General features: G+C 72.3%; 11 protein-coding genes. 6 read left to right on the top strand and 5 right to left on the bottom strand.

Annotated elements, in window-relative coordinates; genetic code table 11:
* Positions 1 to 6: 6 nt before the first annotated feature.
* Together ACIBI9_RS36995 and ACIBI9_RS36990 are read right to left on the bottom strand one after the other, a co-directional pair.
* Positions 7 to 996, bottom strand: coding sequence for an ABC transporter permease (locus ACIBI9_RS36995; protein WP_397229181.1), 990 nt, complete (start codon positions 994 to 996; stop codon positions 7 to 9).
* A 4-nt stretch (positions 997 to 1000) separates the two neighbouring features.
* A complete protein-coding gene (locus tag ACIBI9_RS36990) occupies positions 1001 to 2998 on the bottom strand; it encodes an ABC transporter substrate-binding protein (protein WP_397229179.1) in 1998 nt (665 codons plus the stop codon).
* Positions 2999 to 3270: 272 nt separating this feature from the next.
* Between ACIBI9_RS36990 and ACIBI9_RS36985 the strand changes: the two genes are divergently transcribed.
* Genes ACIBI9_RS36985 through ACIBI9_RS36975 form a run of 3 tightly spaced genes read left to right on the top strand, consistent with a single transcriptional unit; the run spans position 3271 to position 7146 of the window.
* Positions 3271 to 5121 (top strand): DUF2264 domain-containing protein, encoded by a 1851-nt coding sequence (locus ACIBI9_RS36985; RefSeq protein ID WP_397229177.1) that lies wholly within the window; start codon positions 3271 to 3273, stop codon positions 5119 to 5121.
* A complete protein-coding gene (locus ACIBI9_RS36980) occupies positions 5105 to 6154 on the top strand; it encodes a LacI family DNA-binding transcriptional regulator (protein ID WP_397229175.1) in 1050 nt (349 codons plus the stop codon). The genes ACIBI9_RS36985 and ACIBI9_RS36980 overlap by 17 nt, the downstream gene beginning before the upstream one ends.
* Positions 6151 to 7146 carry a hydroxyacid dehydrogenase gene (locus tag ACIBI9_RS36975; protein WP_397229173.1) on the top strand — a complete coding sequence of 332 codons (996 nt, stop codon included), beginning with the start codon at positions 6151 to 6153 and terminating at the stop codon, positions 7144 to 7146. Before ACIBI9_RS36980 ends, ACIBI9_RS36975 begins: the two co-directional genes overlap by 4 nt.
* Positions 7147 to 7157: 11 nt before the next feature.
* Here ACIBI9_RS36975 and ACIBI9_RS36970 read toward each other — a convergent pair whose 3' ends face one another.
* Positions 7158 to 8174 (bottom strand): class I mannose-6-phosphate isomerase, encoded by a 1017-nt coding sequence (locus ACIBI9_RS36970; protein ID WP_397229171.1) that lies wholly within the window; start codon positions 8172 to 8174, stop codon positions 7158 to 7160.
* Entirely contained in the window at positions 8171 to 9163 is a 993-nt protein-coding gene (locus ACIBI9_RS36965) for a DMT family transporter (RefSeq protein ID WP_397229169.1), read from the bottom strand. Before ACIBI9_RS36965 ends, ACIBI9_RS36970 begins: the two co-directional genes overlap by 4 nt.
* On the opposite strand from ACIBI9_RS36965, the gene ACIBI9_RS36960 reads away from it, so the two are divergent.
* The 3 genes from ACIBI9_RS36960 (at position 9162) to ACIBI9_RS36950 (ending at position 12221) form a co-directional block, all read left to right on the top strand.
* Entirely contained in the window at positions 9162 to 10127 is a 966-nt protein-coding gene (locus tag ACIBI9_RS36960; RefSeq protein ID WP_397229167.1) for an AraC family transcriptional regulator, read from the top strand. The two genes, ACIBI9_RS36965 and ACIBI9_RS36960, sit on opposite strands and share 2 nt — an antisense overlap.
* 92 nt (positions 10128 to 10219) lie before the next feature.
* A complete protein-coding gene (locus ACIBI9_RS36955; protein ID WP_397229165.1) occupies positions 10220 to 10684 on the top strand; it encodes a hypothetical protein in 465 nt (154 codons plus the stop codon).
* Positions 10685 to 10694: 10 nt separating this feature from the next.
* Positions 10695 to 12221, top strand: a complete 1527-nt coding sequence (locus ACIBI9_RS36950; protein ID WP_397229163.1) for a multicopper oxidase family protein — start codon at positions 10695 to 10697, stop codon at positions 12219 to 12221.
* Positions 12222 to 12224: 3 nt separating this feature from the next.
* On the opposite strand, the gene ACIBI9_RS36945 is transcribed toward ACIBI9_RS36950, so the two are convergent.
* Complete coding sequence (locus ACIBI9_RS36945) at positions 12225 to 25253, bottom strand: hemopexin repeat-containing protein (RefSeq protein ID WP_397229161.1); 13029 nt, start codon at positions 25251 to 25253, stop codon at positions 12225 to 12227.
* Between the last annotated feature and the right edge of the window lie 104 nt (positions 25254 to 25357).

The raw sequence follows: 25357 nt of genomic DNA, 5'->3' as shown, positions 1-25357 counted from the left end.
CCCTCCCTAATACCTGAGCCGGACGCGCGGGTCCAGCCAGCCGAGCGCGACGTCGGAGACCAGCGTCCCCACCACCACCAGCACCGCGCTGATCAGCAGGATCGCCCCGGCCAGGTACATGTCCTGGGCGAGCAGCGCGCGCAGCATCAGCGGCCCGGTGGTCTGCAGGTTGAGCACCTTGGAGGTGATCGCGTCGGCCGCGATCAGTCCGGGCAGGACCCAGCCGATGGTGGAGAAGAACGGGTTCATCGCCACCCGCACCGGATACATGATCGTCATCTTCCGTTCGGGCATGCCGCGCGCCCTGGCCGCGACCACGTACGGCTTGCGCAGCTCGTCCAGCAGGTTGGCGCGCAGCACGCGGATGTTGCCCGCGGTGCCGGCCGTGCCCCAGATCACGATCGGGATCCACAGATGGGCCATCAGGTCGCCGACCTTGGCCGGGCTCCACGGGGCGTCGCGGTACTCCGGCGAGAGGATCCCGCCCGCGTTCAGGCCGAAGAACTTGAGCCCGATCCACATCAGCACCAGCGCGATCAGGAAGTTGGGCACGGCGAGCCCGAGATAGCCGAGGAAGGTGAAGGTGTAGTCGCCCGCGGAGTACTGCCGGATCGCGGAGTAGACCCCGATGGGGAACGACACCGCCCAGATGAAGACGAGCGTGACCAGCGACAGCGTGATCGTCAGCGGCAGCCGTTCGGCGAGCAGCGCGGTGACCGGCCGGGCGTAGTCGAAGGACTCGCCGAAGTCGCCGTGGAACAGGATGTTGGAGATCCACTGCCAGTACTGCACGATGACCGGCTGGTCCAGGCCGTAGCGCTCGGTCAGCCGGGCCAGCTCGCCCGTGGGCACGGCGTCGCCCTGGGCGGCCCGCTGCGCGGTCAGCGTGGTCAGGTAGTCGCCCGGCGGGAGCTGGATCACCACGAACGTGATGACGGAGATGGCGACCAGCGTCGGGATGAGGACGAGGACGCGCCTGCCGATGTAGCGCAGCATCGTCTCAGGCCCCGAAGTACCAGGTCGGCACGTTGACGGGCCCGGGCGAGAGGAACTGGAACGCGTCGGGGTAGCTCGCCGGCACGTTCTTCAGCTTGTTGCTGACGATCGCGTAGCCGTCGGTGGGCAGGACGATCCCGATGGCGTAGAACTGCTCCTTGGCGATCGCGAGGACCTGCCGGAACAGCTCCTTGCGCTTGGCCTGGTCCGGCTCGGTCTGCATCTGCCAGTAGAGCTCCATCTGGCGCAGCGTCTCCGCGGGCGGCTTCTCCCCGTCCTCGCTCTTGCCGCGGGTCTGGAAGTACATGCCCCAGCGGGTGGCGTAGTTGGACTCCTCCCCGTTGGGGAACCACCAGCGCGGCTCGTCGATCTCGATGCGCAGGCCGCCGTCCCCGGCCCAGACGTTCGCGTCGTGGTCGTTGGTCTTGGCCAGCTTGCGGTCGTAGAACAGGGTGCGCTCGATCGGGTTGACCTTCATCTCGACGCCGACCGCCGCCCAGTTCTGGCGGACCAGCTCGGCCGCGTTGGCCCACTCGGGGAACAGCGTGATCAGGTCGAGGGAGAAGCGCAGCCGGTCGCCGCCCGGCAGCAGGCGGAAGCCCTCGTCGTCCTTCTTGCTCAGCCCGGCCTTGTCGAGGTGCTGGTTGGCCAGGTTCACGTCGTACTGTGTGTACTGCTTGGCCATCTGCTCGTCGAAGAACTCCGAGTTGCGGTGCGGCGCGGCCTGCCAGGGCTCGCCCTGGCGCTGGTAGGCGGTGTTGATGATGTTCTGCCGGTCGATGGCGTGGGACAGGCCGACGCGGAAGTCCTTGTTCCTGAAGACCTCGCGCAGCTCCTTGTTCTTGTGGCAGAGGTTCAGGGAGATGATCATCCGGTTCATCGTGGTCGGCTCGACCTTGATGAAGTGGTAGCCGCCCTTCTGGCGTCCCTCGGCCAGCACCGGCTTGTTCACGTCGGAGTTGATGTGCCGGGCGTGGAAGTCGAGCTTGCCGTCCACGCCCTGGAGCAGCATCACCTCGGTCTCCTGGATGATCGCGAACTCCAGCTTGTCGATGTAGGGCAGCTGGGCGCCGCCGGAGTCGACCTTCCAGTAGTACGGGTTGCGCTCGGCCACCGCCCGGTCCCCGGTGTTGAGCGGGTCGGTCACCACCCACGCGTGCAGGGTCGGGCGGTCAGGATTGTTCCACCACTTGATCCTGTCCTCCCAGTAGGGCGCGAACTCGCCGAACCCCTTCTTCTTCATGTCCTTCTCGACGTCCTTGTTGTACGTCGGATGGAAGTCCTTCAGGTAGTGCTTGGGGAAGAAGCCGAAGTTGGTCGCCCACCAGGTGCCGCCGCGGCAGCCGTCGAGGAAGTCGCCCTTGGGCTTGGGGAAGGTGAGCTTCACGGTGTGGTCGTCGACCTTCTCGGCCTTGGCCCGCTCGCCGTTCACGTGCAGCAGCGGCGGCGGCCCCGTCACGGTGACCTTCTCGTTGAAGTAGACGTCCTCGATCGCGAACATCACGTCGTCCGCGGTGAACGGCTCGCCGTCCGACCAGCGCATGCCCTTGCGCATGTGCAGGGTGTACTCGGTGCCGTCGGCGTTGGCGGTGATCTCCTTGAACGTGCCGGGCAGCGTCGTCTTGCCGGCCGGGTCCACGCGCAGCATCGGCTCGTAGGCGATCAGGCGCTCCAGCCACGGGTCGTCGCCCTCGCCGAGACAGGCGCCGTGGTACGTGCCGCCGTAGCCGCCCAGGCCCTCGGGCCCGTCCACGACCAGGCGGTCCGCCATCTCGGGCAGCCGTTCGGCGAGCGCGGGGAGTTTGCCCGCCTTGACCTGCTCGGCGAGCGCCGGGGCCTCCAGCGGGCGATCGGCCGGCGGTGCGCTCCTGGACGGCTGCGCGCCGCCCTGCGATCCGCCGCCGGTGCACGCCGACAGCGACGTGGTGACGAGGAGGGCGCCGCCGCCGAGCCTGATCAGGTCGCGACGGCTGAGGCTGGAGGGATCGATTCGATAGGCCATGTCGAGACTCCAAGAACGGCTGGGGGCGAATGGCTTGGTAACCGGTTACTCGACAAGTTGCGCTGAACGCTAAGAGCCGATTACACGGCCGTCAAGACCCGTCCACGTGGCGCCGGTTCCGGAAATTCCCTGCTTACCAGGGGTTTCACGGGAGGGCTCGGTGGAGTTGTTAGCATCTCGTTACCTTCGCCGAGGACGGCTCTTGACGGCGGTTGTGGAGCACGCTTATGTTCGGCCGGAGCCGACTAGTAACCGATTACCAGGAGGTAGTCGTGCGCGCTGACCGCCCTCGCGAGCACTGGGTGAAGGTGGCGGACGGGCTGCTCGACGCCGTGGTGCCGTACGCCTCCCCTGGCTTCGCGCAGTACCGGCTGCCGGGCCGTACGAGCTGGTCGGGAGCCGCCTCCGACGGGCTGGAAGGGTTCGCGCGCACCTTCCTGCTCGCCGCGTTCCGCCTCGCGGGCGACCCGGCCGACGCGCCCGCCGGCCTGCTGGAGCGCTACGCCGACGGGCTCGCGCACGGCACGGACCCCGGCCACGAGTACGCCTGGCCGGCCATCACCGATCTGAACCAGACGATCGTGGAGGCCGCCTCGATCGCGATCGCGCTGCACGAGACCCGGCCGCTGCTGTTCGACCGGCTCGATCCCGGTGTCCAGGAGCGGGTGGTGTCCTGGCTGGGCGGGATCGTGGGCAAGCGCGCCTGGCCGTGCAACTGGGTGCTGTTCAAGGTGATCGTCGAGCAGTTCCTGGCCGGGGTCGGCGGGCCGTACGACCAGGGCGAGATCGACGGGCACCTCGCGGACGTGGAGCGCTGGTACGTCGGCGACGGCTGGTACACCGACGGCGCCGGGCAGAACTACGACTACTACTGCGGCTGGGCCATCCACCTCTACACGCTGTGGTGGGCCAGGATGTCGGGCGCCGACGCCACCGTCCACAAGCAGCGGCTGCGCACGTTCCTGGAGGGCTACCGGCACTTCTTCGCCCCCGACGGCGCCCCGATGCACCAGGGCCGGTCGCTCACGTACCGCATGGCGAGCCTGGCCCCGCTCTGGCTGGGCGCGATCTTCGACGCCTCCCCCGTCGAGCCGGGGACCACGCGCCTGATGGCGGGCCGCACGCTCGACCACTTCGCCGCCCACGGCGCGCCCGACGAGCGCGGCCTGCTCACCCTGGGATGGCACCGGCCGCACCTGCCGGCGACCCAGGGCTACTCGGGGCCGGCGTCGCCGTACTGGGCGAGCAAGGGATTCCTGGGCCTGCTGCTCGGCCCGGACCACCCGGTCTGGACGGCTCCGGCCACCGCGCCCGCCGACGGCGACCTCGCCCTGACCCTGCCCGCGCCCGGCTGGCTCCTGCACCGCACCGACGGCGTCACCCGCCTGGTCAACCACGGCAGCGACGGCAACGACCCCGACTCCGCCAAGGACGACCCGCACTACGCCAAGCTCGGCTACTCCACCCACACCGCGCCCGAGACCGGCCCCGGCGGCCGGGCCGAGAACGTCGACAACCACCTCGCCGTGCTCCTCCCCGACGGGCGCGCCACCCGCCGCCGCCGCATCGAGCGCATCGGCATCGCCCACGGCTTCGCCGCCTCCCGCTACGCCGACGGCGAGGTCGTCGTGGAGACCGCCTCCGTGCTCGACGGCCCGTGGGAGGTACGCGTGCACCGCGTCACCGCCCCGGCGGGCAGCGTGGTCCGCGACGGCGGTCACGCCCTCGCCTCCGGCGAGCCCTGCGCGGTCACCCTGGCCGGGCTCACCGCGTCCGTGGGGACCGGCCCAGTGAGCGGCCCGGTGACCGGCCTGGTGAGCGAGATCGCCGGGCTGCACGGCTGGCGCACCGCCCAGGCGGCGCTGCGCCAGGACGAGAACGCGATCGGCCCGCACTCCGCCACGCCGTACCTGGTCGGCGCCCACCCGGGCGGCGCCGTGGTGTACGTCTCGGCGGTGCGGCTGGGCCGCGGCTCCTCTGCGCAGGCGCCGGATATCCACGTGGAGGGCGACCGGGTCTCGTGGAATGATGCCGCTGGATCGCGGATCACGGTCGCGCTCGGCCGCGAGCCCGGCTACACCCGCAACGGACCCGTGGGGGAGCGCGTTGTCTGGACCGGCTAAACGCGTCACCATCCGCGACGTCGCCAAGCACGCCGGGGTCTCGGTGGCGACCGTCTCGCGCACCCTGGCCGGTGACTACCCGGTGCAGCCGAGCACCAGGCACAAGGTGCTGCGCGCGGTGCGCGAGCTGGACTACGTGCCGAACGCCCAGGCCAGGGCGCTGTCCGTGGCCTCGCCCGGAGCCGTGGCCATCGTCGTCAACTCGGTGTCCATGCCTTATTACGCCTACATCGCCCAGGGCGTGGAGGAGCAGGCCGCCGCCGAGGGGCGCCTGTCGCTCATCTGCACCACCGGCGGCGACATGGAACGCGAGCTCAGCATCGTCCAGATGATGCGCGAGCAGCGCGCCGAGGCGGTGATCCTGGTGGGCAGCGTGATCCTGGACGACGACTACCGCGAACGCATGACGCGCTACGCCCACGGGCTGGCCTCCTCGGGCTCGCGCCTGGTGCTGTGCGGCCGGCCGCCGCTCGGCGAGGGGGTCCCCGCGCTCACCGTCGGCTTCGACAACATGGGCGGAGCCCACGCGGTCACCGCCCACCTGCTGTCGGCCGGGCACCGGCGCATCCTCTATCTGGGGCTGCGCCCCGGCCACACCACGTCCGACAGCCGGGTGGCGGGTTACCGGGCGGCCCTCACCGACCACGGGATCGGCCACGACCCGGCGCTCGAGGTGCGCTGCGACTTCGACCGGGCCAGCGGCTACGCGGCGATGAAGCGGCGGCTCGCCGCCGGGCACGACGACTTCACCGCGGTCTTCGCCGCCACCGACGTGATCGCCGCCGGGGCCGTCCAGGCGATCCACGAGCACGGCCTGCGCGTTCCCGAGGACATCTCCATCGTCGGCTACGACGACGTGCCCCCGGCCGAGGACATCGGGCTGACCACCGTCCACCTGCCGCACGCCGAGCTGGGCCGGGCCGCCGTACGCCTCGCCCTGTCCGGCAAGGACCCGCTGGCCGAGCCGCCGATCACGCTCGGCACCCACATCGTGGTCAGGAGTTCGGTGGGGCGCCTGCGGAGCGTGCGGTGAGGGCCGCCTTCGCGATGCACGGCGCGTTGTTCGGCGAGATCTTCCCCGATGACGTGCGCGAACGGCTGGCCGGGCTGGTCGACGCCCCCGACGCCGTGCTGCCCCACCTCGGGGGGACGCTCGCCGACGTGGACGTGCTGATCACCGGATGGGGATGCCCTCGCATCGACGCGGCCGTGCTGGAGCGCGCGCCCAGGCTGCGGGCCATCGCGCACGCCGCCGGCAGCGTCAAGGAGCACGTCACCGCCGAGGTGTTCCGGCGGGGCATCGTGGTGTCGTCGGCCGCCGCGGCGAACGCGGTGCCGGTGGCCGACTACACGGTCTCGATGCTGGTCCTGGCCGCCAAGTCGGTGCCGCGCCGGATCCACGCCTACGCCAAGGGCGGCTGGCCGGACGGCCCCCACCCCGGCGGCGTGCCGGCTCCCGGCGAACGCGCGGGGCTCGGCGCCGCCACCGTCGGCGTCATCGGCGCCTCACGCGTCGGCCGGCTGGTGATCGAGCGGCTCAGACCGTACGGCGTGACCCCGCTGCTCCACGACCCCTACCTGGACGCCCGCCAGGCCCGCGAGCTCGGCTGCGAGCCCGTCGGCCTCGACGACCTGTGCCGCCGCGCCGACCTGGTGACGGTGCACGCGCCCGCCCTGCCCGAGACGTACCGGCTGCTGGACAAGCGCCGCCTCGGGTTGATGCCGGACGGCGCCACGCTGATCAACACCGCCCGCGGCACGCTCGTCGACACCGAGGCGCTCACCGGCGAGTGCGTGTCCGGCAGGCTCAACGCGATCCTCGACGTCACCGACCCTGAGCCCCTCCCGGCGGGCCATCCCCTGCTGGCCGCGCCCGGCGTCTGGGTGACCCCGCACGTCAGCGGCGCCCGGGGCAGGGAGCTGCGCGCGCTGGGAGAGTACGCGGTGGGCGAGGTCGAACGGTTCGTCACGGGACGGCCGCTGCACGGGCAGGTCCGCCTCGCCGACCTGCCGCGGATCGCCTGACTCCCGCCGGTTCACGCCGGTTTGCAGCGCACCGCCGTGACGTCGCCGCGCAGCGTGCACTTCCCGGCCGCGTACGGGATCAGCAGCGTGTCACCGGCGGCGACCGGGACCGGCGCGCCGTGCTCGCACTCGACGGAGCCGGCACCGGCCGTGATCACGACGACGGAGTACGCCGGCTCCAGCACGCTGACCGGATCGGGGCGCAGCCGCTCGGCCGCGAAGAACTCGTCGGCCAGGTCGGCGAAGAGCCGGTGGACCCCGGGCCGGGCGTCGGCCGCCGGAAGGCGGTCGCGGCGCAGCTCGACGAGCTGCTCGGCGCCCCAGCCGCTCCTGTCGACGCAGGCGAGCGCCTGGTCGTAGCCGAGCCCGAGGTGCCCGACGGCCGGGCCGTCGACGTCGAAGCCCTCCCACTCCAGCAGCACGGAGAAGTCGGTCGGCTCCTGCACCTCGACCATGAGGACCCCGGCCCCGATGGCGTGCGGCAGGCCCGCGGGACACACGATGGCGTCGCCGGCCCGCACCGGCACCCGGTTGGTGGCGTCGAGCATCCGGTCGATGCGCTGGTCCGCGACCCAGCCGGCCAGCTCGCCCGGCTCGACGTCCCTGGCGAAGCCGAGGTGCACCGCCGCCCCCGGCTCGGCCGAGACGATCACCCACGCCTCGGTCTTCCCGTACGGCGAGGCCAGGTGGGCGGCGGCGAAGCGGCGGTCGGGGTGCACGTGCAGCGGCAGGCGCTCGCCCGCGTCGAGCAGCTTCACCAGGATCGCCGGGTCGGCGCCGTGCTCCGCGACGTGCCGCTCCCCCAGCCACCACAGGGGATCGGCGGCGACCGCCTCGGCCAGTGACCGGCCGTCGGGCAGCGTGGTCAGCCCCGCGGGCGCCGCGCCGTGCCGGCTCGTGGTCGAGGCGATCCAGTCCTCCGGATAGTACGGATCATCGGCGGGACGGACGCCGCGGAACCTGCCGATGCGCCCCTCGCCCCGGTAGAACGAGCGCGGTGTGTTGGCGGGCAGCCGGTAGATGGTCATGCGTCCTCAATCGTGCCAGGCGGACCCGTCGACGTTCGGGCCCCGGCGGGTTCTTGAACGATAGCGCGCCGCCGTACCGGGAACCTGCCCTGGGTGACGGCGAGGACGGCGCCGGCGAGCAGCACGGCCGCGCCCGCCGCCTGCACGGTGCCGAACGACTCGCCCAGGAACAGGGCGGAGCACGCGGTCCCGACGACGGGCACGACGAACATCATGATCGACGCCGACGCCGGCCCCACATCGCGGATGCCCCGGTAGTACAGCAGGTTGGCGACCGCGGTCGGGCCGAGCGCCACGAAGATCACGTTCAGCCAGACGTAGGCGGGCACGTCGTGCCAGGCGACCTCGGCGGCCGAGGGCGCGCTGTAGATCGCCAGGAGCACCGCCCCGCTCACCGTCGCGTACGTCGTCGCCTTGAGCGGGTCGATGCCCGCGAGCACGCGGCGGCCGGTCAGCGTGAACGCCGCCCAGCAGCAGGCGCTCAGCAGGAAGAGCAGGTCCCCGGCGAGCCGGCCCTGGCCCGCGCCCGCCTCCCCGCCCGAGCCCACGAAGAAGACCACGGCGCCGATCGCACCGATCGCCAGCCCCGCCACCCGTGCCACCGACGCCCGCTCCCGGCCCATGACCAGCAGGAAGGACGTGGTCAGCACCGGGCTCATGACCGGGACGATGGTGCTCCCGTCGATCGCCGGAGCCAGCGACAGCCCCCAGAAGAACAGCACGTTGTAGACGAAGACACCCAGCACGCCCGCCCCGGCCGCCCGCGCCCAGTCACGCGCCGACGCGCGCCGGCGTTCGCCGGCCTGCCGGGAGAGCCGCAGGGCGACCAGCAGCGCCAGGGCCCCGCCGCCGAACCGCAGGGTCGCCACCACGGAGTGGGGCAGGTGGTCGACGATCACCTTGGAGGCGCTGAAGCCGCTCCCCCACAGCAGCATCGTCGTGACCAGCAGGAGGTACGGCCGGGTGCCGCTCGTTACAGTGCTTGCCATGGTTTCACCTCCGCAACACGCCGTTCCGCGCCGGAGAACAGAGGAGACGGGCGCGGCGGCAGCGATCAGCCTGGGCCCGGCGCCCACCGCCGGTCTTGTACGCTCGTGCGCGGCGGCGGCGGGCGAGGGCCGCAAGTCCCGGGAGTGGGCCAGCTACTGGCGCGCGGACGGGATGCCGCTGGAGGCCATGTACGCGAGCTTCCTGCGCCACCGCTACCACCGGCACAGCCACGAGACCTACTCCTTCGGCGTCACCGAGCACGGCGCGCAGACCTTCACCTGCCGTGGCGCCGGGCACACGAGCGCGGCCGGGATGGTGATGGCGTTCAACCCCGACGAGGTGCACGACGGCCACGCGGCCCACGAGCTGGGCTTCACGTACCGGATCGTGCACATCGGCCAGGACCTGATCGCCGACGTGCTCCAGGACATGGCCGGGCGGCCCGTCGGGCTGCCCCTGTTCGCCGCGCCGGTCCTCGGCTCACCCGTGCTCGCGGAGCGGCTGCGCCGGCTGCACACCGCGCTGCAGCACGGCGCCGGCCCGCTCGAACGCGACGAGCTGCTCTCCTCCACCGTCGCCGCCCTCGTACACCTGGCCGCGCGCAGGCCGCCCGGACCGCCCGCCGCCCTCCGCGCGCCCGCCGTCACGCGGCTGGCCGCCAGGGCGCGCGAGCTGATCCACGACCGCCACGCCGAGCCGATCAGCGCCGACGACCTCGCGGCCTGGACCGGCTCCAGCCGGTACGCCGTCTACCGGGCCTTCCGCGCGGCCTACGGGCTCGCGCCCAGCGAGTATCAGCGCCAGCTGCGGCTGCGCGCCGCCCGCCGCCTGCTCGCCCGGGGCCACCCGGCGGCCCGGGTGGCCGTCGAGGCCGGGTTCACCGACCAGGCCCATCTCACCCGCTGGTTCACCCGCTCGTACGGCGTCACGCCCACCCAGTATCGACTGGCAAGACCGGTCTGACCCCTTCTCAGTCCGTCCCAAGTCGGCCACCATTCCCCCCCAAGTCGCCCTCCCTAACGTGACTCGCGACAACACCGGACAGGGAGGGTGCGATGAGAAACGTCTACAAGGTCTTGGCCTACCTGGTGGCGATCGAGGTGGCCGTGCAGGCGGCGATGGTGGTCTGGGCCGACGCCGGGCTCGGCCTGTGGGTCGAAGGGGGCGGCGTGGTCGACAAGACGCTCATGGAGAGCGGCGAGACGCCGTTCGCCGAGGCCCTCGGGCTCATGATCCACGGCATGAACGGGATGTTGGTCATCCCGGTCCTCGCGCTGCTCCTGCTGGTCTCCTCGTTCTGGGCGAAGGTCCCGGGAGCGGTGAAGGCGGCCGGGCTGGTGCTGCTGCTGGTCGTCCTGCAGGTCGCCTTCGGCCTCGTCGGCCACAGCATCCCGCTGGTGGGCCTCGTGCACGGCCTCAACGCGCTGCTGCTGTTCACCGCGGCGCTCTACGCGGCACGCCGGGGCGCGGCCGTGAGCCCGGCCGCCGTGCCGGGGTCGCAGCACGCGGTTCGCGGCTGACGGAGGGCTCATGCGTCGCAATCGCCCGGGTCGCGGCCGGGTCCGCACCGCCGTCGCGTGCGCCGCGACGGCGGCCGTGCTCGGGCCGCTGATCTGGCTCTGGCAGGACAGCCTGCTGCCGTCCGCGTACTCCGTCATGGACATGGGGTACGCGGACTACGGCGGCGGGCCGCAGGGCTCCCACGGAGGCCATTCGATGGGAGGCGCCTCGGCCCACGCTTCGATCCACACCGGCGGGCGCGACGTGACGGAACTGATCGCCGACGCGGACCGCCCGGCCGACGTCACGGTGACCGTGGTGGCCCGCAGGCAGCGGTTCCGGCTGGCCTCCGGCCGCGACTTCGACGGCTACACGCTCAACGGCCAGTCGCCCGGCCCGGTCATCAAGGCCGTCCAGGGCCAGCTGGTCCAGGTCCGGCTGGTCAACGAGTCCGTGCCGGGCGGCATCACGCTGCACTGGCACGGCGTCGACGTGCCCAACGCCGCGGACGGCGTCGCGGGCGTCACCCAGGACGCGGTCGGCATCGGCAAGGAGTTCACCTACCGGTTCGTCGCCGACCGCGCGGGCACCTTCTGGTACCACTCGCACCAGATGTCGCACGAACAGGTCCGGGGCGGCCTGCTCGGAGCGCTGGTCGTCGCGCCGGCCAAGACGGAGCAGGCGAAGGACGTCGTGGCGCTGGTGCACCTGTACGGCGGCATCCGCACCGTCAACGGGCGCGAGGGCGACCTCCACGTCGAGGCGCCACCCGGCGCGCGGGCGCGGGTACGCGTGATCAACACCGAGTACGGCGTCATGCCGGCCTGGGTGAGCGGCGCGCCGTACCGGCTCGTGGCCGTGGACGGCACCGAGGTCGACGGGCCCGCGCCGGTGCGGGACCAGGCGGTCGCGGTGGCCGCGGGCGGACGCGCCGACCTCGAGGTCACCATGCCCGCGGACGGCTCCCCCGTGCGGATCCACCTCGGCGGGCCCGCCGGCGTCGTGCTCGGCTCGAAGTCGTACGACGCGCCCCCAGGGCCGCGGCCGGCCAAGACGCTCGACCCGCTCACGTACGGCACCCGGGCGCCGCTCGGGTTCGACCCCGCCAAGCCCGACCGGCGCTTCGAGTACGACATGGGCCGCCGCCCCGGCTTCCTCGACGGGGTCCCCGGAGTGTGGTGGACGATCAACGGCCACCTCTACCCCGACGTGCCCATGTTCCACGTGACCGAGGGTGACGTGGTGCGGATGCGCATCTCCAACAACAGCGGCGAGGCGCATCCCATGCACCTGCACGGCCACCACGCGGTGGTGCTCACGCGCGACGGCGTGGCCGCCACCGGCAGCCCCTGGTGGGTGGACTCCCTCGAGGTCGGGATCGGCCAGACGTACGAGATCGCGTTCGTCGCCGACAACCCCGGCGTCTGGATGGACCACTGCCACAACCTGCCCCATGCCTCCGAAGGGCTCACGGCCCATCTGATGTACGAGGGAGTCACCACCAGGTTCACCATCGGCGGCAGCGCCGACGGCTCTGCCGGCAACAGCCCCGAGTGAGCCCTATCGGGCGTTCGCCCGATAGGTGAGCACCAGGCCCACGCCGGTCAGCGCCGTCTTGTCCCCGTCGAGGACCAGCTCCCAGCCCTGGCCGCCGACGGTGAGCCCCGGCGTGGCCAGCGTCGTGCCCTGGTCGAGCGCGAGCCGCCGGTCCCCGTGGAGCAGGAAGCGGGCCGGACCGCCGCCGTTGGCCGACCCGTACGTGGCGTGCACGCCGGTGATCTGGCGCCCGCTCATGCCGGGGAACATCTCCGCCGTGAACGGCAGCACCAGCACGTCGTCCGGCCCCTCCATGAACTGCGCCCACTCCTGCGGGAACGTCGCGGCCACGTCGAAGAACCGCGCCGCCGGATACGGCTTGAGCAGCCCCTTCACCGCGCCCGCGAAGGTCTCCCCGCCCTGCTCGGCGACGTACTTGAGCACGACGGTCACGTCCGCGAGCTCGGGCGCCGGCCGCCCCGCCAGCTCCAGCCGCCACCGCGAGACGGCGCCGGTGCCCTCGAACGGCAGGTAGCGGTCGTCGTCGAAGCGCAGCTCGAACAGCCCGTTGTTGTCCTTGTACGGTTCGAGGTCCGACAGCGCGATCTGCTGGCCGGGCCGCCATTCCGCGCGCAGCGTGTCCGGCGGCGAGCCCTTCGGGTCGAGCAGGTGCTTGACGGCCTTGGGGTCGGCCGCGAGCACGGTCTTGCTGTCGAGCTGGGTCAGCGTGGCGTTCAGCCCGACCGGCCCCTCCGCGCCCTCGAACGTCACCGACAGCGTCTTGACGCGCCGCCGGTAGTGGCCCGGGAAGTCGCGGTCGAACAGCGCCTCGGTCAGCGCGAACTCGCACCGCCCCTCATCCCGCAGGGCCAGCAGGGCCAGCGGGTCCAGCTCCCGCAGCGACACCCGCTTGATGATCTCCAGGCCGCGGGCGTCCTGGCCGAGGTAGGCCTGGCCCAGCCGTTCCAGGTCCAGGGAGAGGCCGTCGCCGGCCAGCAGGCCGTTGCGCCGGCTCTCCCAGTACGCCGGACGGATGATCTCCTCGCCGGCTCCCTTCTCGTAGTGGTAGGCGCGCTGGGCGGACCTGGCCAGCTCATAGGCGAGGTTGTAGGCCTGGTAGTAGAGGGCGGACATCCGCCCCGACATCCAGCCGTACAGCTCGGCCCCGGTGAACTTCTCCTTCATGAACGTCGTGACGGCGTCGTGGTGCGCGATCTGCCGGGTGGCGACGTCGAGCTCGCGCCGCGCGTTGGCCAGCCCGATCTCGGCGGCGGCCACCTGGTGGTCGAGCTGCGCCTTGTCGTTGCGGGCGGTGGCGAGCTGGAGCTGCCAGTCCTGCTCCATGCGCTCCTGCTCGGCCTGCACGCCGAACAGCTCGCCCTGCAGGCTCAGCCCCTCACCTATGATCGACGCCGTGTCGGCGCCCCGGTCGAGGGCCTCGCTGACCTGGATGCCGCCGGTCTCGGAGCCGATGATGAACGGCCCCAGCTTGACCTGCGGGAACGCCATCGCGATCCCGGAGGCGATCTTGAGGCCGCCCGCCACGAAGTGTGCCGTCGCGGCGTCCCCCATGCTGTCGATCTGGGCCTTCTGCAGCGCGGACAGCCCGTCGGCGATGAGCTTCTCGTAGTGGCGGGCCCGCTCGACCGCGCCGTCGCGGCCGGACTCGAGCTCCCGCACCCGCTCGGCGGCGATCGTGACCTCCGCCTCCTTGATGGCCCGGGTCATGCCGAGGACCTCGCCTTCCTGCCGGTTCTGCAGCAGCGCCAGCTCCTCGGAGTCGCGCCGCTCCAGGACGCCGAGCAGGTCGTTGCCGAGCTGCCGCAGCTTGTCGACCAGCTCCTCCGCGCGCCTGAAGAGGAAGGAGAAGCGGTGGTTCGGCATGACGGCGGCCGGGGCGGCGGCGATCCGGTCGAGCGACGCGCCGCTGGCGACGCTGGCGACCAGCGCCATGACGTCGGCCGGCGGCTCGAACAGCGGCAGCGGCCGGCTGATGCCCATGATGTCCAGCGACTGCCGGATCTTCCTCAGCCGGTCCTCCACCCGTGTCCAGTAGTCGAGGAACACGCCGTTGGCCGGAACGTGGAAGTAGCCGCTCTCGACCCCGGCGTGCACCGCGCCGGGGCCCTCCAGCATCGCCCCGCCGTCGGTCAGCTCCGCCAGCTCGCTCCCGCCGCCGTCGAGCTCGCGGTAGGAGCGGGCCGGCGGCAACGCCCGGGCGCCGAGCGCCTCCGGCCTGGGGCCGAGCAGGTCGTAGGCGAAGACGTAGAGCATGCGCGCCTCGTCCACGCTCTCGGCCGTGTACTGGCGGAAGAGCAGGTCGCCCCAGTCGAGCAGGTTGTCGATGTACGCCATCACGACGGCCCGCCGGTAGGCGGCGGGGCGCAGCCCGGCGATGGCGTGCGGGTCGAACGGATCCTCCAGGTACGCGTCGAGCAGCGCGTCGTGGTCGCCCATGAGGTCGTGCCAGCCGCGCAGCCGGGCGATCATGGCGACGCGTTCGCGCAGGTTGTTCACCTGGGGCTGGTTCTGGACGGCGTTCAACGCGTCCTCGACCGGGCGGAGCGCGCGCTCCAGACCGGTCAGGGCCGCCTCCTCGGCGTCGGTGAGCCTGCCGCCGTGCAGGAAGGCCGGGGCCAGGGTGCCCAGGGCGTCCAGCACCGGGCCGAACCGGGCCGTCAGCGTCGTCACGTCCACCCCGCGCTCGGCCAGCTCCCGCAGGTCGGCGCGGCAGCTCCCGGCCAGCGCGCGCAGGTCGGCGGCCAGGAACGGCAGGAAGCGCCAGTACCTGGTCGGCTGGGTGGGGTCGAAGACGTACTCGTACCACCGGCGCGCCTCGTCGAAGCGCTGGGCCTCGTTGAGCGCCCCGGCGATGAGCAGCGGCGCGTGGAAGAAGATCTCCCAGTGGTAGATGCCGTTGGCGCTCTGGAAGTCGAGGTGCGAGCTCGTCGGCCGGCCGGTCTCGGGCACCTGCGAGGTGACCTTGATGGTGGTGGGACCGGACCTCTCGGAGCTGAAGCCGGGCAGCTCGTCGGTCTCCTGCGTCTCGGGGGCGAGCAGGCCGGCGACCCCGGCCGTGAGGAGCTGCCTGTTGAGCTTGTACGCGGTGCTGGAGGTGAGGCGCACGATCTCGTGCGGCAGCGTCGCGTACTCGTACGGCAGCTCGTCCGAGACCGTGTACTGGGCGCCGAGGAACAGGAACAGCCGTGACCCGTCGTCCATCGCGCCCGTGAACCGTCCGGGGAAGCCGTCGGGCAGGCCGCCCCAGTTGCCGTCGACCGGGCTGAGGACGAGGTTCGCGTCCGGCTCCGCGCCCGCCGCCAGCACGGCGTAGCCGCCGTCGCCCAGGACGAAGCGCCGCCCGCCCCGGACGAAGACGGCCCTGATCGGGGCGGACAGCCGCTTGGGGTAGCCCTCGTCGATCGTCTCGGGCACCGACGAGCCGGCGCCCAGCGTGTAGCGGACCAGCTCCCGGTCCCTGGTGAGGTAGAGCCTGCCGTCGGCCACGTACGCGGCGTCCACCGCGCCCGCCGCGGTGATGGCGGTCCCGACCCTGCCGAGGTCCCTGCTGTCGCCGCCCGGCCGGGCCGGCCTGCCGAGGTAGGCGTAGGTCTTGGCGGAGCCGTCGAAGAAGTAGGCGCCGTCGCCGTACGGCACGGCGGCCGAGATGTTCCCCGACTCGGGCAGGCGGTCCTCGTTGTCGGCCAGAGCCCGCGGATAGTCCTTGTCGGGGCGCTGGGGCCCCCGGGGCTGCCGGTCCGGGTCGTGGTCGCCGGTGAAGCGGGTGTAGCGGTCGCCGAAGACGATGTAGACGTGACCTTCAAGGGAGAAGATCGCGTCGATGTCGGTCTTGTCGGGCAGCGTCCAGCGGTCGCGGATGGGCTTGAGCTGGCCGGTGGCCCCCTGCTGGTATCCCCGGCTGAAGGAGACGAACCACTCCTTGCCGTCGGGACCGGCGAAGGCGGCGTCCACCTTGTCCCAGGCGGGGAAGCCCTCGGTGTTCGTCGCGATCTTCTTCGGGTAGCCCGCGTCGGGCGGCCCGAACGGCTCGCCGGAGTAGCAGTAGTAGTCGGTGCCGGAGAACAGGTAGATCTTCTTGCCGCGGAGCAGGGCGGCGTCCACCCGTCCCGTCCGGTGGAGCGGGTTGTCCAGCAGGCCCCACCGGTCGGAGGTGACCCGGCGGGTCTGGCCGGCGCTCTGCCCGTCCGGAGGGGTGAGGATGTAGCGCTGCTGGGAGTTGTCGAAGAAGTAGCGGGTGCCGTCGGGGAGCTGGACGCCGGCGTCGATGCGGCTCCAGGTGGTGGGCAGCCGGTCCACGTTGTTCCGGAGCGTGAGAGCGGCCCCCTCCTGCTGGTCCGGGAGGATCGGGCGGCACAGGAAGCTGCCGCCCTTGTGGTCCACGCTCATCCACGGGCCGTCCTGGCTCTTCACCGGCATGTTGAAGGGCACCACGCCGGACTCGGCGACCGGCTCGTCGAAGATGCGGCGCACGTCGGCGACCTTGGGCCGCTCGGCGGTGTCCGGCGCGCGGGTGGCGTACAGCTCGGGGGTGAGCGTGAAGGTGTACCCCTTCCGGTCCTGGCCGGCCAGGTAGGAGCAGGTGACGGCGATCGAGTCGTGGTCGCCGCCGCCGGGCACGGTGCTGGACGCCTGCACGTAGAGGGTGATGTCGGAGATCGGCTGGTTGTGCCGGTCGCCCTGCGGGAGCTGCTGCGCGGGCACCCACTCCTGGTTGAGGTTGAGGAACGAGTAGAAGATCTTGATCTGGTAGACGGGCTGGGGCGACTCGCCGGCGGCCGTCTGGGCCGGGTTGTCCGGGGCGACCGCCTCGGGGACCGCCCAGAACACGAACACGCGGGCGAAGGCGTGCACCGGGTGCACCCTGTCGGCGTCGATCTGCACGTCGACCTTGCGCCACGGCTCCCAGGTGGCCGACAGCCGGTCGCCGTCCCTGAACTCGGCCTGCCTGCAGTAGTAGCGCCGCGGCTCGGTCCTGGTGCGGCCGAACAGCACCAGCCGCCGCTCGCCCGGCTTCGCCCCGTCGGCCTCGTAGACGTAGCCGCCCGCGATCGCCAGCCGGGACACCTCGGTGTACTCGTCGAGGTAGCGCTTGTAGGCCCGCTGCGCCGACTCCTCGGTGAGCTCGCCCTGGAGCAGGTCGTTCTGCAGCGCCCCGAAGGCCGGGGTCTTGGCGGAGCGCAGCTCGGGCCGCAGGTAGTTCTCCGGATAGAGGAAGACCTTCCTGTTGGCCTCCCAGAGCCGGTAGTTCCGCATCCAGGCCCACCAGGTCTTCACCCGGCGCCTGATCTCCTCGGCGTCCTGGTTCGCCGGCACGGTGACCGGCTCCAGGTCGAGGAGGTAGCGGTGCAGGTAGAGCTGCGTGGCCGCGATGGCCTCGCGGACGCGCGACGTGCGGCCCTCGCCGCCCATGTCCACGTCGACGAGGAAGCGTTCGTACAGGTCGCGCGAGGTGGCCGCGCCCGCCCGCCGCAGCGCCGCCCCGAGGAGCGCGTCGCGCTTGAGCACGTTGAGCTCGTCGTGGATCCGGCCCGACAGCGCCGTCCACTCCTCGTCGGTGCGCCGGCGTCCGAGCAGCGCATACAGGCCGTCGGCGGCCTGCCGCGGATCGCGGGACCAGATCTCGTCGTGGATCGCGGACGGCCCGGCTCCCATCCGGGCGGCGACGGCGAACACGTCGGCCAGCCTGAGCAGGAACTCGATCTCGAAGCGCTCCTCCTCCGGCGTGCCGGCCGTCAGCAGGTGGGCGTTGCGCCTGGCCCACCTGATCTCGTCCGGGTCCCACCCGAACAGCTCCGACAGGCGTCCGTAGGGGTCCTCGACGGGGCCGGCGAGGAACGCGGCGAGCCCGTCGCGGCGGGAGTGCGCCAGGGCGGCGAACCTGATGACCGTGTGCACGTCGCTGAGGCGGTAGTCGGCCGCCTCCGACCAGCGGTTTCGGAACAGCTGCGGGAACGTGCGGTCCACCGCGTCGTGGCCGCCGCCCGAATAGCGCACGTACGACTCGCCCTTGCCGAGGTAGGTGCGGCCTCGCAGGACGAACGCCGCGTCGGGCCCCTCCTCGAAGGCGGCGGGCAGGTCGCCCCAGTCGTCCTCGACCGTGCGCGGGTAGCCCTCCGCCACGAACTCCAGCTCGCCCGGCAGGTAGCGGACGTACTGGCCGGACCTGAAGGCGTACACGTCCCCGTCGGGTGTGGCGAAGGCGGCGTCGATGGCGGGCGCGGCGGTGAAGGCGTTGTTCACCCTGCCCCACGTGCCGGCGATCGGCGCGACCGTGTCTCCCAGCAGGTACTGCTCCCCCTTGAACAGGTACGTGCGGCCGTCGGCGGCGTGGAAGGCCGCGTCGAGCCCGGTGGCGAAGTCCGCCGGCAGCGCGGGGACGTCGAACTCGGCGGCCAGCGAGCCTTCGATGGTGCGCGGGTAGCCGTCGTCGGCGTACTCGTAGGCGGTGCCGGTATAGCGCACGTACTGGTCGCCGCAGAACAGGTACGTGCGCCCGCCCCTGACCAGGGTCGCGTCAACCCTGTGCCGCTCGGCGAGCTCGTTGCGGACCCGGCCGCAGCCCTCCAGGTCGTCGGTGACCGCCCTGGTGCGGGAGACGGCGTGCACGGCGCCGCCGAGGAAGACGTACGCGGTGCGCCGGTTGCCCACCACCGCGTCGATCACCTTGCGGGTGCCGCTCGCGATCCGGTCGGCCACCGCGTCGTCGAACGACTCCGGCAGGTTCGCGAACGCCTCCTCGCGCCGCAGGTTGCCGACGATCTTCTTGGGGTAGCCGGCGTCGATGTAGCGGTATTCGGAGCCGGTGTAGCGGACGTACCGGTCGCCGGAGAACAGGAACGTGCGCTCGTCGGCGTCCACGAACGCCGCGTCCACCTTGGCCGTGCCGTCGTCGGCCACGAAGGGGTTGCGTGATCTGCCCCATCTGTCCTTGACGGGGGCCGGCGGGGAGCAGGATCCTTCGGCATACCTGGTGTAGCGGTGCTCGAAGAAGAAGTACGTGGCGCCGTCGGGGGCCGTGAAGGCGGTCTTGAGCCGGTCGCCGGTCTCGACGGTCAGGCCCGGCCAGATACGCTCGGCGGGGCGCGGGTAGGACCACTCGCGGGTGGTCTCGTCGAAGCGCACGCAGCGCTCGCCGTACAGCAGGAACAGGGTCTGGCCCTCGGTCAGCACCGCGTCGGGCAGGCCCGCGCCCGCGGGGCGGTAGCCGTCGGGCACCTCCCAGAAGCCCGCGTCCGCGGTCAGGAGGCGGCCGGGGACGCGGTAGTCGTCGCCGGAGCAGAGCAGGTAGCGCACCGAGCCGTCCGGGCCGGGGGGCTCGAACAGGTAGGTCTCCTCGCCCCGCACGTACGCCAGCGCCACGCCGGTCAGCCCGCCCCAGTGGGGCGCGATGGGCAGCGCGTCGCCCTCGATCCGCGCCGGGTCGTCCGGCGAATAGACCACGAACTGGTCGCCGCTGAACAGGTACGTCCTGCCGTCCCTGCCGGTGAAGGCGGCGTCGACCGTGTTCTCCTGCTGGATCGTGTTGCGCGGCATGCCCCATTCGGCCGCCAGCGGGTACTCGCGGCCGAGCCGCGTGTCGAAGCAGGCCGGGCCCTTGAACAGGTACGTGTGCTCGTCCGCGCCTTCCAGCACCGCGTCGAGGCCGGTCCTGAACCGCTCGGGCGCCGCGTGCAGCGTGCGCGGGCTCGCCTGGGCGGAGCGGGGCACGGTGGCCTCGACGGAGGCGTGCCGGCGCCAGCCGTCCTGGTGCTCGACCAGCAGCGAGCCGTCCTCCAGGAAGGCGCACCGCACGTCGTCCAGGTGGTACTCGCGGTGCAGCGAGTCGGACACGACGTAGCACGACGAGCCCCTGAACAGGTAGACGTTGCGCCGGTCGGCGACGGCCGCGTCCACGCCGTCGAGCGTGACCGGCAGGCTCGCCAGCCGCGGCTCCTTGGACAGCTCGGCCAGGGAGCGCGGGTATCCGGGCTGCGGCCTGGAGAAGTCGTCGCCCTCGTAGCGCAGGAACTGGTCGCCGGAGAACAGGTACGTGTAGGCGCGCGTCACCTCGGCGCCGTTCACGGTCTCGGTGGCGTCCATGACGAGCACGGCGTCCACCCGGCCCGTCCTGGCCACGTTGCTGACGACGTTGCCCCAGAAGGCGGACACGACGGCCGGATAACGGTCGTCGACCCGCGTGTAGTCGGAGGTGGAGTACCTGACGTACCGGTCGCCGCTGAAGACGTACGTCCGGCCGTCCTTGCCGACGAACGCGGCGTCCACCCGGTCGAAGGGGATGCTGTCCCAGTGCTCGCGCGTCGAGCGCGGCTCGGACCACCAGCGGTTCTTGTGGTCGAAGACGACGAAACGGTCACCGGAGAAGAGGTACGTCCGGCCGTCGCCGCCGGTGAAGACGGCGTCGACCGCGATGGGGCCGCCGGGCAGGTTCCACCAGTTGTCGGACAGCGGGCGGGGGTGGCCGGCGTCGGGCGTGGTGTAGTCCCTGCCGGAGTAGCGGACGTAGAAGGCGCCGCCGTCGGCGTGGACCTTGATGCTCGCCGGGTCGCGTCGGAGCGTGACCGTGATCCCCTGCTCGGTGCCGAGCAGCCACCCGGGCGACGAGCCGTAGGGGGCCGCGTCCTCGGCGAAGGACAGGCCGTGCTCCTGGAAGCGGCGGCGCAGCGCGGGCGACAGCCGCCCGGCGTCCAGCTCTGCCGCCTGCTCCAGCGGCAGCTCGAACAGCAGCCCGCCCGTCCCGAACAGGTACGTCTTGCCGTCCATGACGAAGGAGGCGTCCACGCGCCGCAGCCCTCCCCAGTCGCCGGCGATCACCCGCGGGTAGCCGAGGTCGGCCACCGAGTAGTCCGCGCTGGAGTACCTGAGGTAGGTCTCGCCGCTGAACAGGTACGTCTTGCCGTCCAGCCCGACGAACGCCGCGTCCACGCCGCCGCTCGGCAACGCCGGGGGCAGGGCGCCCCACCGCTCGGCCGTCGCCACGGCGGCCCCGTCGCCGGCGACCGTCCTGCCGCCCTTGAACACGTGCAGGACGCCGGACCTGTCCACGAACGCCGCCTCGACGTCCTGCGTGAACCCGGCGGGGAAGGCCGTGGCCAGCAGCCGGGGATAGCCGTCGTCCACGAACACGCCGTCGTTCTCGACGCTGTCGGAGTAGCGGACCAGTTGGTCCCCGGAGAGCAGGCACAGGCCGCCGCCCGCGTCGACGTAGGCGGCGTCGATCCGGCGGGCCACCTCGAAGGCGTTGCGCACCCTGCCCCACGTGCCGTCGATGGGCTGCGAGTCCTTGCCGGCCGTCAGGTACCGGTCGCCGGCGAACAGGTGCACGCGCCCGTCGGTGTCCTGGAAGACCGCGTCCGGCGACCGGCGGAAGGCCGCGGGCAGCGGGGCGCCGTGGCCCTCCCGCTCCCACCACTCGTGGATGCCGCGCGGGTACCCCTCGTCCACGGCCGTGTGGTCGCCGGCCGTGTAGCGGACGTACTGGTCGCCGCAGAACAGGTACGTGCGGCCGTCCTCGTCCACGAACGCGGCGTCGATCCGCCGGGGGCGGTCGAAGGCGTTGCGCACCTTGCCCCAGGCCTGTTCCCGTTCCGCCCAGCGGGTGCTGCCCGCGTCCTTGACGAACACCCGGGAGGCGCCGTCGCGGCCGCGCCCGACGATCCACTCGGCGCCGCCGGGCAGCGCGAACGCGGCGTCCACGCCGGTCAGCCCGGTGAAGCGGGGCGACAGCTCGGCCAGCGGCTTGGGACGCGGGCCGGACAGCGCGTGGGTGGCGGCCGAATAGACCCAGTAGCCGCCCTCCCCGAACATGTAGACCGAGCCGTCGGAGCTCTCCAGCAGCGCGTCGAACCGGTCGACGCCGGGCGGCAGCGCCAGCGGCTCGGGGTATTTGCCGGTCAGGTCCTGGTCGTCGAAGACGGCGGTGACCTCGGCGGCGTCCAGGCCGACCCGGCCGGCCAGCAGCGCGAAGGAGCGGATCCGCCGGTAGGCCTGGCGCAGGCGCGGATCCGCGGCCTCGCCGCTCCCGCCCGCCGACGGCTCCTCGCCGCTCCCGCTCACCGTGGTGAGGACGGGGGCGACGAGCACGTCCAGGGCCTCCTCCGCGCTGCCCGTCACCGCCGCGCAGATGGCCTCCGCGGTGGCCGCGGGCACGCCGAAGGCGTCCGCGAGCGCGTCGTACAGGGCCTGCCGCTGCCCGCTCGCCCGCCGCTCCAGCGTCGCGCCGATCTCCTCGACCGCCGCGTGGATCTCCACCGCGACGGCGTTCAGCAGGAAGAACAGGTCCCGCTCGTAGTCCTCCAGCCCCGGCAGCGCGAAGTCCAGCGCGTTGGTGACGGTGCGGAAGTAGCCGAGCCTGTCGCGCGGCACGGCCAGGCCGGGCGAGAGGTGCCCGGCCGTTACCAGCCGGTCGATCAGCAGCGGGAGTTCCTCCTCGGTGAAGCCCAGCCCGGCGATCGCCTCCCTGTCGATCCGGTACGGCCGCCCGTCCTCGGTGATCTCCTCCAGCCGGGCGGTCACGATCGCGGCCTCCTCGGCCGAGAACCGCTCGCCGATCGGGAGCCCCGTGGCCAGCGCCTCGATCACGCGCTGCGCCGTCGCGTCGTCGGCCAGCTCGGCGAAGTCCGCCGGCACGAACGTGTACAGCTCCGTCCGGAAGGCCGCGATCTGCGCCTTCATCGCCTCCAGCACGGCCTTGCGGTGCGGGTGGAACTCCAGCGCCAGGCCGAACTCCGCCAGCGGCAGCCCGGCCAGCGCCGCGATGTCCGTGTAGCGTCCGGTGGCGTCCAGGTAGCCGTTGAAGCGCAGGCTCTCGATCAGCTCGGCCGCGTCCAGCCGCAGGTCGGCGAAGATCCCCGGGTCGAGCTCGGGCCGCGCCGTCCTGAAGCGCTCGACCCGGCGCAGCAGTTCGGCCTGGACGCGTCCCGCGAGGTCGCCGAGGCCGGCGTCGGTCGTGAACCGCTCCACGTTGGTCTCGTCGGCGAAGAAGCCGGGGTCGAGCACCTCGCCCTCGGCGTCCACGTACCCGAGGTAGATCAGGTTGTCGTACAGCTCGGCCCGGAGCTCGTCCGTGAGGCCGCCGTCGAGGGCGGCGAGGTCGGACGGGTAGCAGGCGGTGGCGCGGTCGAGCAGGCCGGCGATCAGCTTGAAGAGCGGCTCGGTGAACGAGCCGAAGTCCGTGGCCGGTCGCAGGTCCTTCGGGACCGGCGTGACGAGCGTCCCGTCGGGCCGCAGGTGACCGGCGAAGACCAGGTTGGCGAAGATCTTCCCGGCCGGCCGGTCGCCGAGCCCGATCCCGCGGAAATCGGCCTTGACGGGCACGCCGAGCGCGGTGACCGCGTCGTAGGCGGCCGGGAGGAGCTTGGCCGGGTCGAGGCGGAGGATCCGGCCGTCGCGCGCGGAGACGATCCCGTCGCCGCGGGCCTTCAGCGCGTCGTGGACGGCGCGCGAGGCCCGCGGGCCGAACCGCTGGGAGACGAACAGGTCCGGCGCCATCGCGAGGGGGGCGAAGCCGCGGTTCAGGCCGTCGAGCGTCTGCGCGATCTCGCCGTACCCGGCCGCCTCGCCGCCCAGGATCTCCTGCAGGTCCTTGCCGCCGAGCCCGCCGTCGCGCGCCCACCGCGTCACGGTGTGCAGGGTCTGGGCCAGCCACAGGCCGTCGGCGGGGTCCGTACCGGCCAGGAGCCGGTAGCAGTCCTGGACCCGCGCCCGCACCATGACCGCGAACGCGGTGTGCCGCCACAGCGAGGGGTCGCTCTCCAGCACCTCCAGCAGGTCGAACAGCTCACCGGCGGTGAGGCCGAGCGCCGCCGTGTACAGCCCGACCCGCCGCAGCAGCATGGGCACCGGCAGCGGGGACCCGGCGCGGTCGAACGGGCTCGGCTCCAGCGACGCGTAGCGGGCGCGGTAGCGCAGCACCGTCTCGGTGATGTCGCCCTCTGACGTCTCGATGGCGCGGGCCAGCAGGCGCAGCCGCTCCTTGTTGTGCGCGGCGAGCAGGTCGCCGGAGAAGGCGGGCGCCGTGGTCTCGACGGGCGCGGCCAGGGCGCACACGTCGGCGACGGGCAGCTCGTAGTCGCGCTGCAGGCGCAGGGTCACGGCGACGATCCGCAGCGCCGCCCCGTCCAGGCGGCCGGCACAGCACGTGGTCAGGACGTGGTCGAGGTCGGCCGGGGTGAGCCCGGTCCTGCGGGCCAGCCGTACGAGCCGGTTGACGTGCTCGAACCAGGCGAACGCCACCGCCGCCGCCCCGTCGCGCGGCACCAGCCGCGTCCCGTCCGCGCCGATCGCCACCGCACTCCTCTCCAGCAGGTCGTGCAGTTCGAGCCCGGTCAGCCCGGTGGCGGCGAGGAAGCGTTCGACGTCCTCCAGCACGCCGAACCGCTCGTCGGCGGCGAGCCCGTAGCGGGCCGCCAGCTCGGCCTCGCCGTCGGCCGGCGTCGTGATCAGTGCCGCCTCGTTCGCGGTCAGGCCCAGGCACACGCGGGCGAGGACGTCCGGGTCGGGCTCCGGCGTGAAGAGCCGGTGGAACTCCTCGGGGGTGACGCCGAGGTGGCGCAGGTAGGTGGCGATCCGCGTCTCGTCCAGTGAGAACGGCAGGTTCAGCGGGTGCCGCTCGGTCTTCAGCGTCTCGTACGGGTCGTCGCCCACGAGCCGCTCCAGCACCTCGTTGACGACGTCGAGGTAGGGCGCGGCGGTGAAGGTGTTCTCGCCGTCGAGCGGGATCCCGGCCAGGTCCGGGCGGCGGTCCGGGTCGAGCAGCGACGACCGCTCGAACACGCCGTCCAGCAGGTCGAGCAGTTCGGCCAGGTACGCGCCCGGCGAATACACCGACCTGGCCTCGTCCTCCTGCCAGACGGGCGAACCCTCTTCGTCGAAGAGCAGTTCGTAGTCGGGCAAGGACTTGTCTGTGAACACGGGGCGCTCCCCTCGCTTGGTCCCCGATGGATACCGTCGGTCTTTTGCTGAGCCGACTCTTGCGGAGCCGCCGCCCGGGAAATCGATACAGATCCAACGCGACTGTCCAAAAAAGGCGGGCATGTATCAGGACCGGCCCCCGGCACCTCTCCATTTGATTCGGCCCGCCGGCGACCGGCCGCCGGGAGTCATTTCTCTGTCCACCTCGTTAGTTTTCAGCGGGCGGG

The sequence above is a fragment of the Nonomuraea sp. NPDC050451 genome, assembly GCF_044458585.1.
The sequence above is the reverse complement of the archived record's forward strand: the minus strand, read 5'-3'. Positions and strand labels throughout refer to the sequence as shown.

Excerpts from the sequence above, each read along its gene's own strand:
- ACIBI9_RS36995 (WP_397229181.1), bottom strand. The coding sequence starts at position 996 with ATGCTGCGCTACATCGGCAGGCGCGTCCTCGTCCTCATCCCGACGCTG.
- ACIBI9_RS36990 (WP_397229179.1), bottom strand. The coding sequence starts at position 2,998 with ATGGCCTATCGAATCGATCCCTCCAGCCTCAGCCGTCGCGACCTGATC.
- ACIBI9_RS36970 (WP_397229171.1), bottom strand. The coding sequence starts at position 8,174 with ATGACCATCTACCGGCTGCCCGCCAACACACCGCGCTCGTTCTACCGG.
- ACIBI9_RS36960 (WP_397229167.1), top strand. The coding sequence starts at position 9,162 with ATGGTTTCACCTCCGCAACACGCCGTTCCGCGCCGGAGAACAGAGGAG.
- ACIBI9_RS36965 (WP_397229169.1), bottom strand. The coding sequence starts at position 9,163 with ATGGCAAGCACTGTAACGAGCGGCACCCGGCCGTACCTCCTGCTGGTC.
- ACIBI9_RS36955 (WP_397229165.1), top strand. The coding sequence starts at position 10,220 with ATGAGAAACGTCTACAAGGTCTTGGCCTACCTGGTGGCGATCGAGGTG.
- ACIBI9_RS36950 (WP_397229163.1), top strand. The coding sequence starts at position 10,695 with ATGCGTCGCAATCGCCCGGGTCGCGGCCGGGTCCGCACCGCCGTCGCG.
- ACIBI9_RS36945 (WP_397229161.1), bottom strand. The coding sequence starts at position 25,253 with ATGCCCGCCTTTTTTGGACAGTCGCGTTGGATCTGTATCGATTTCCCG.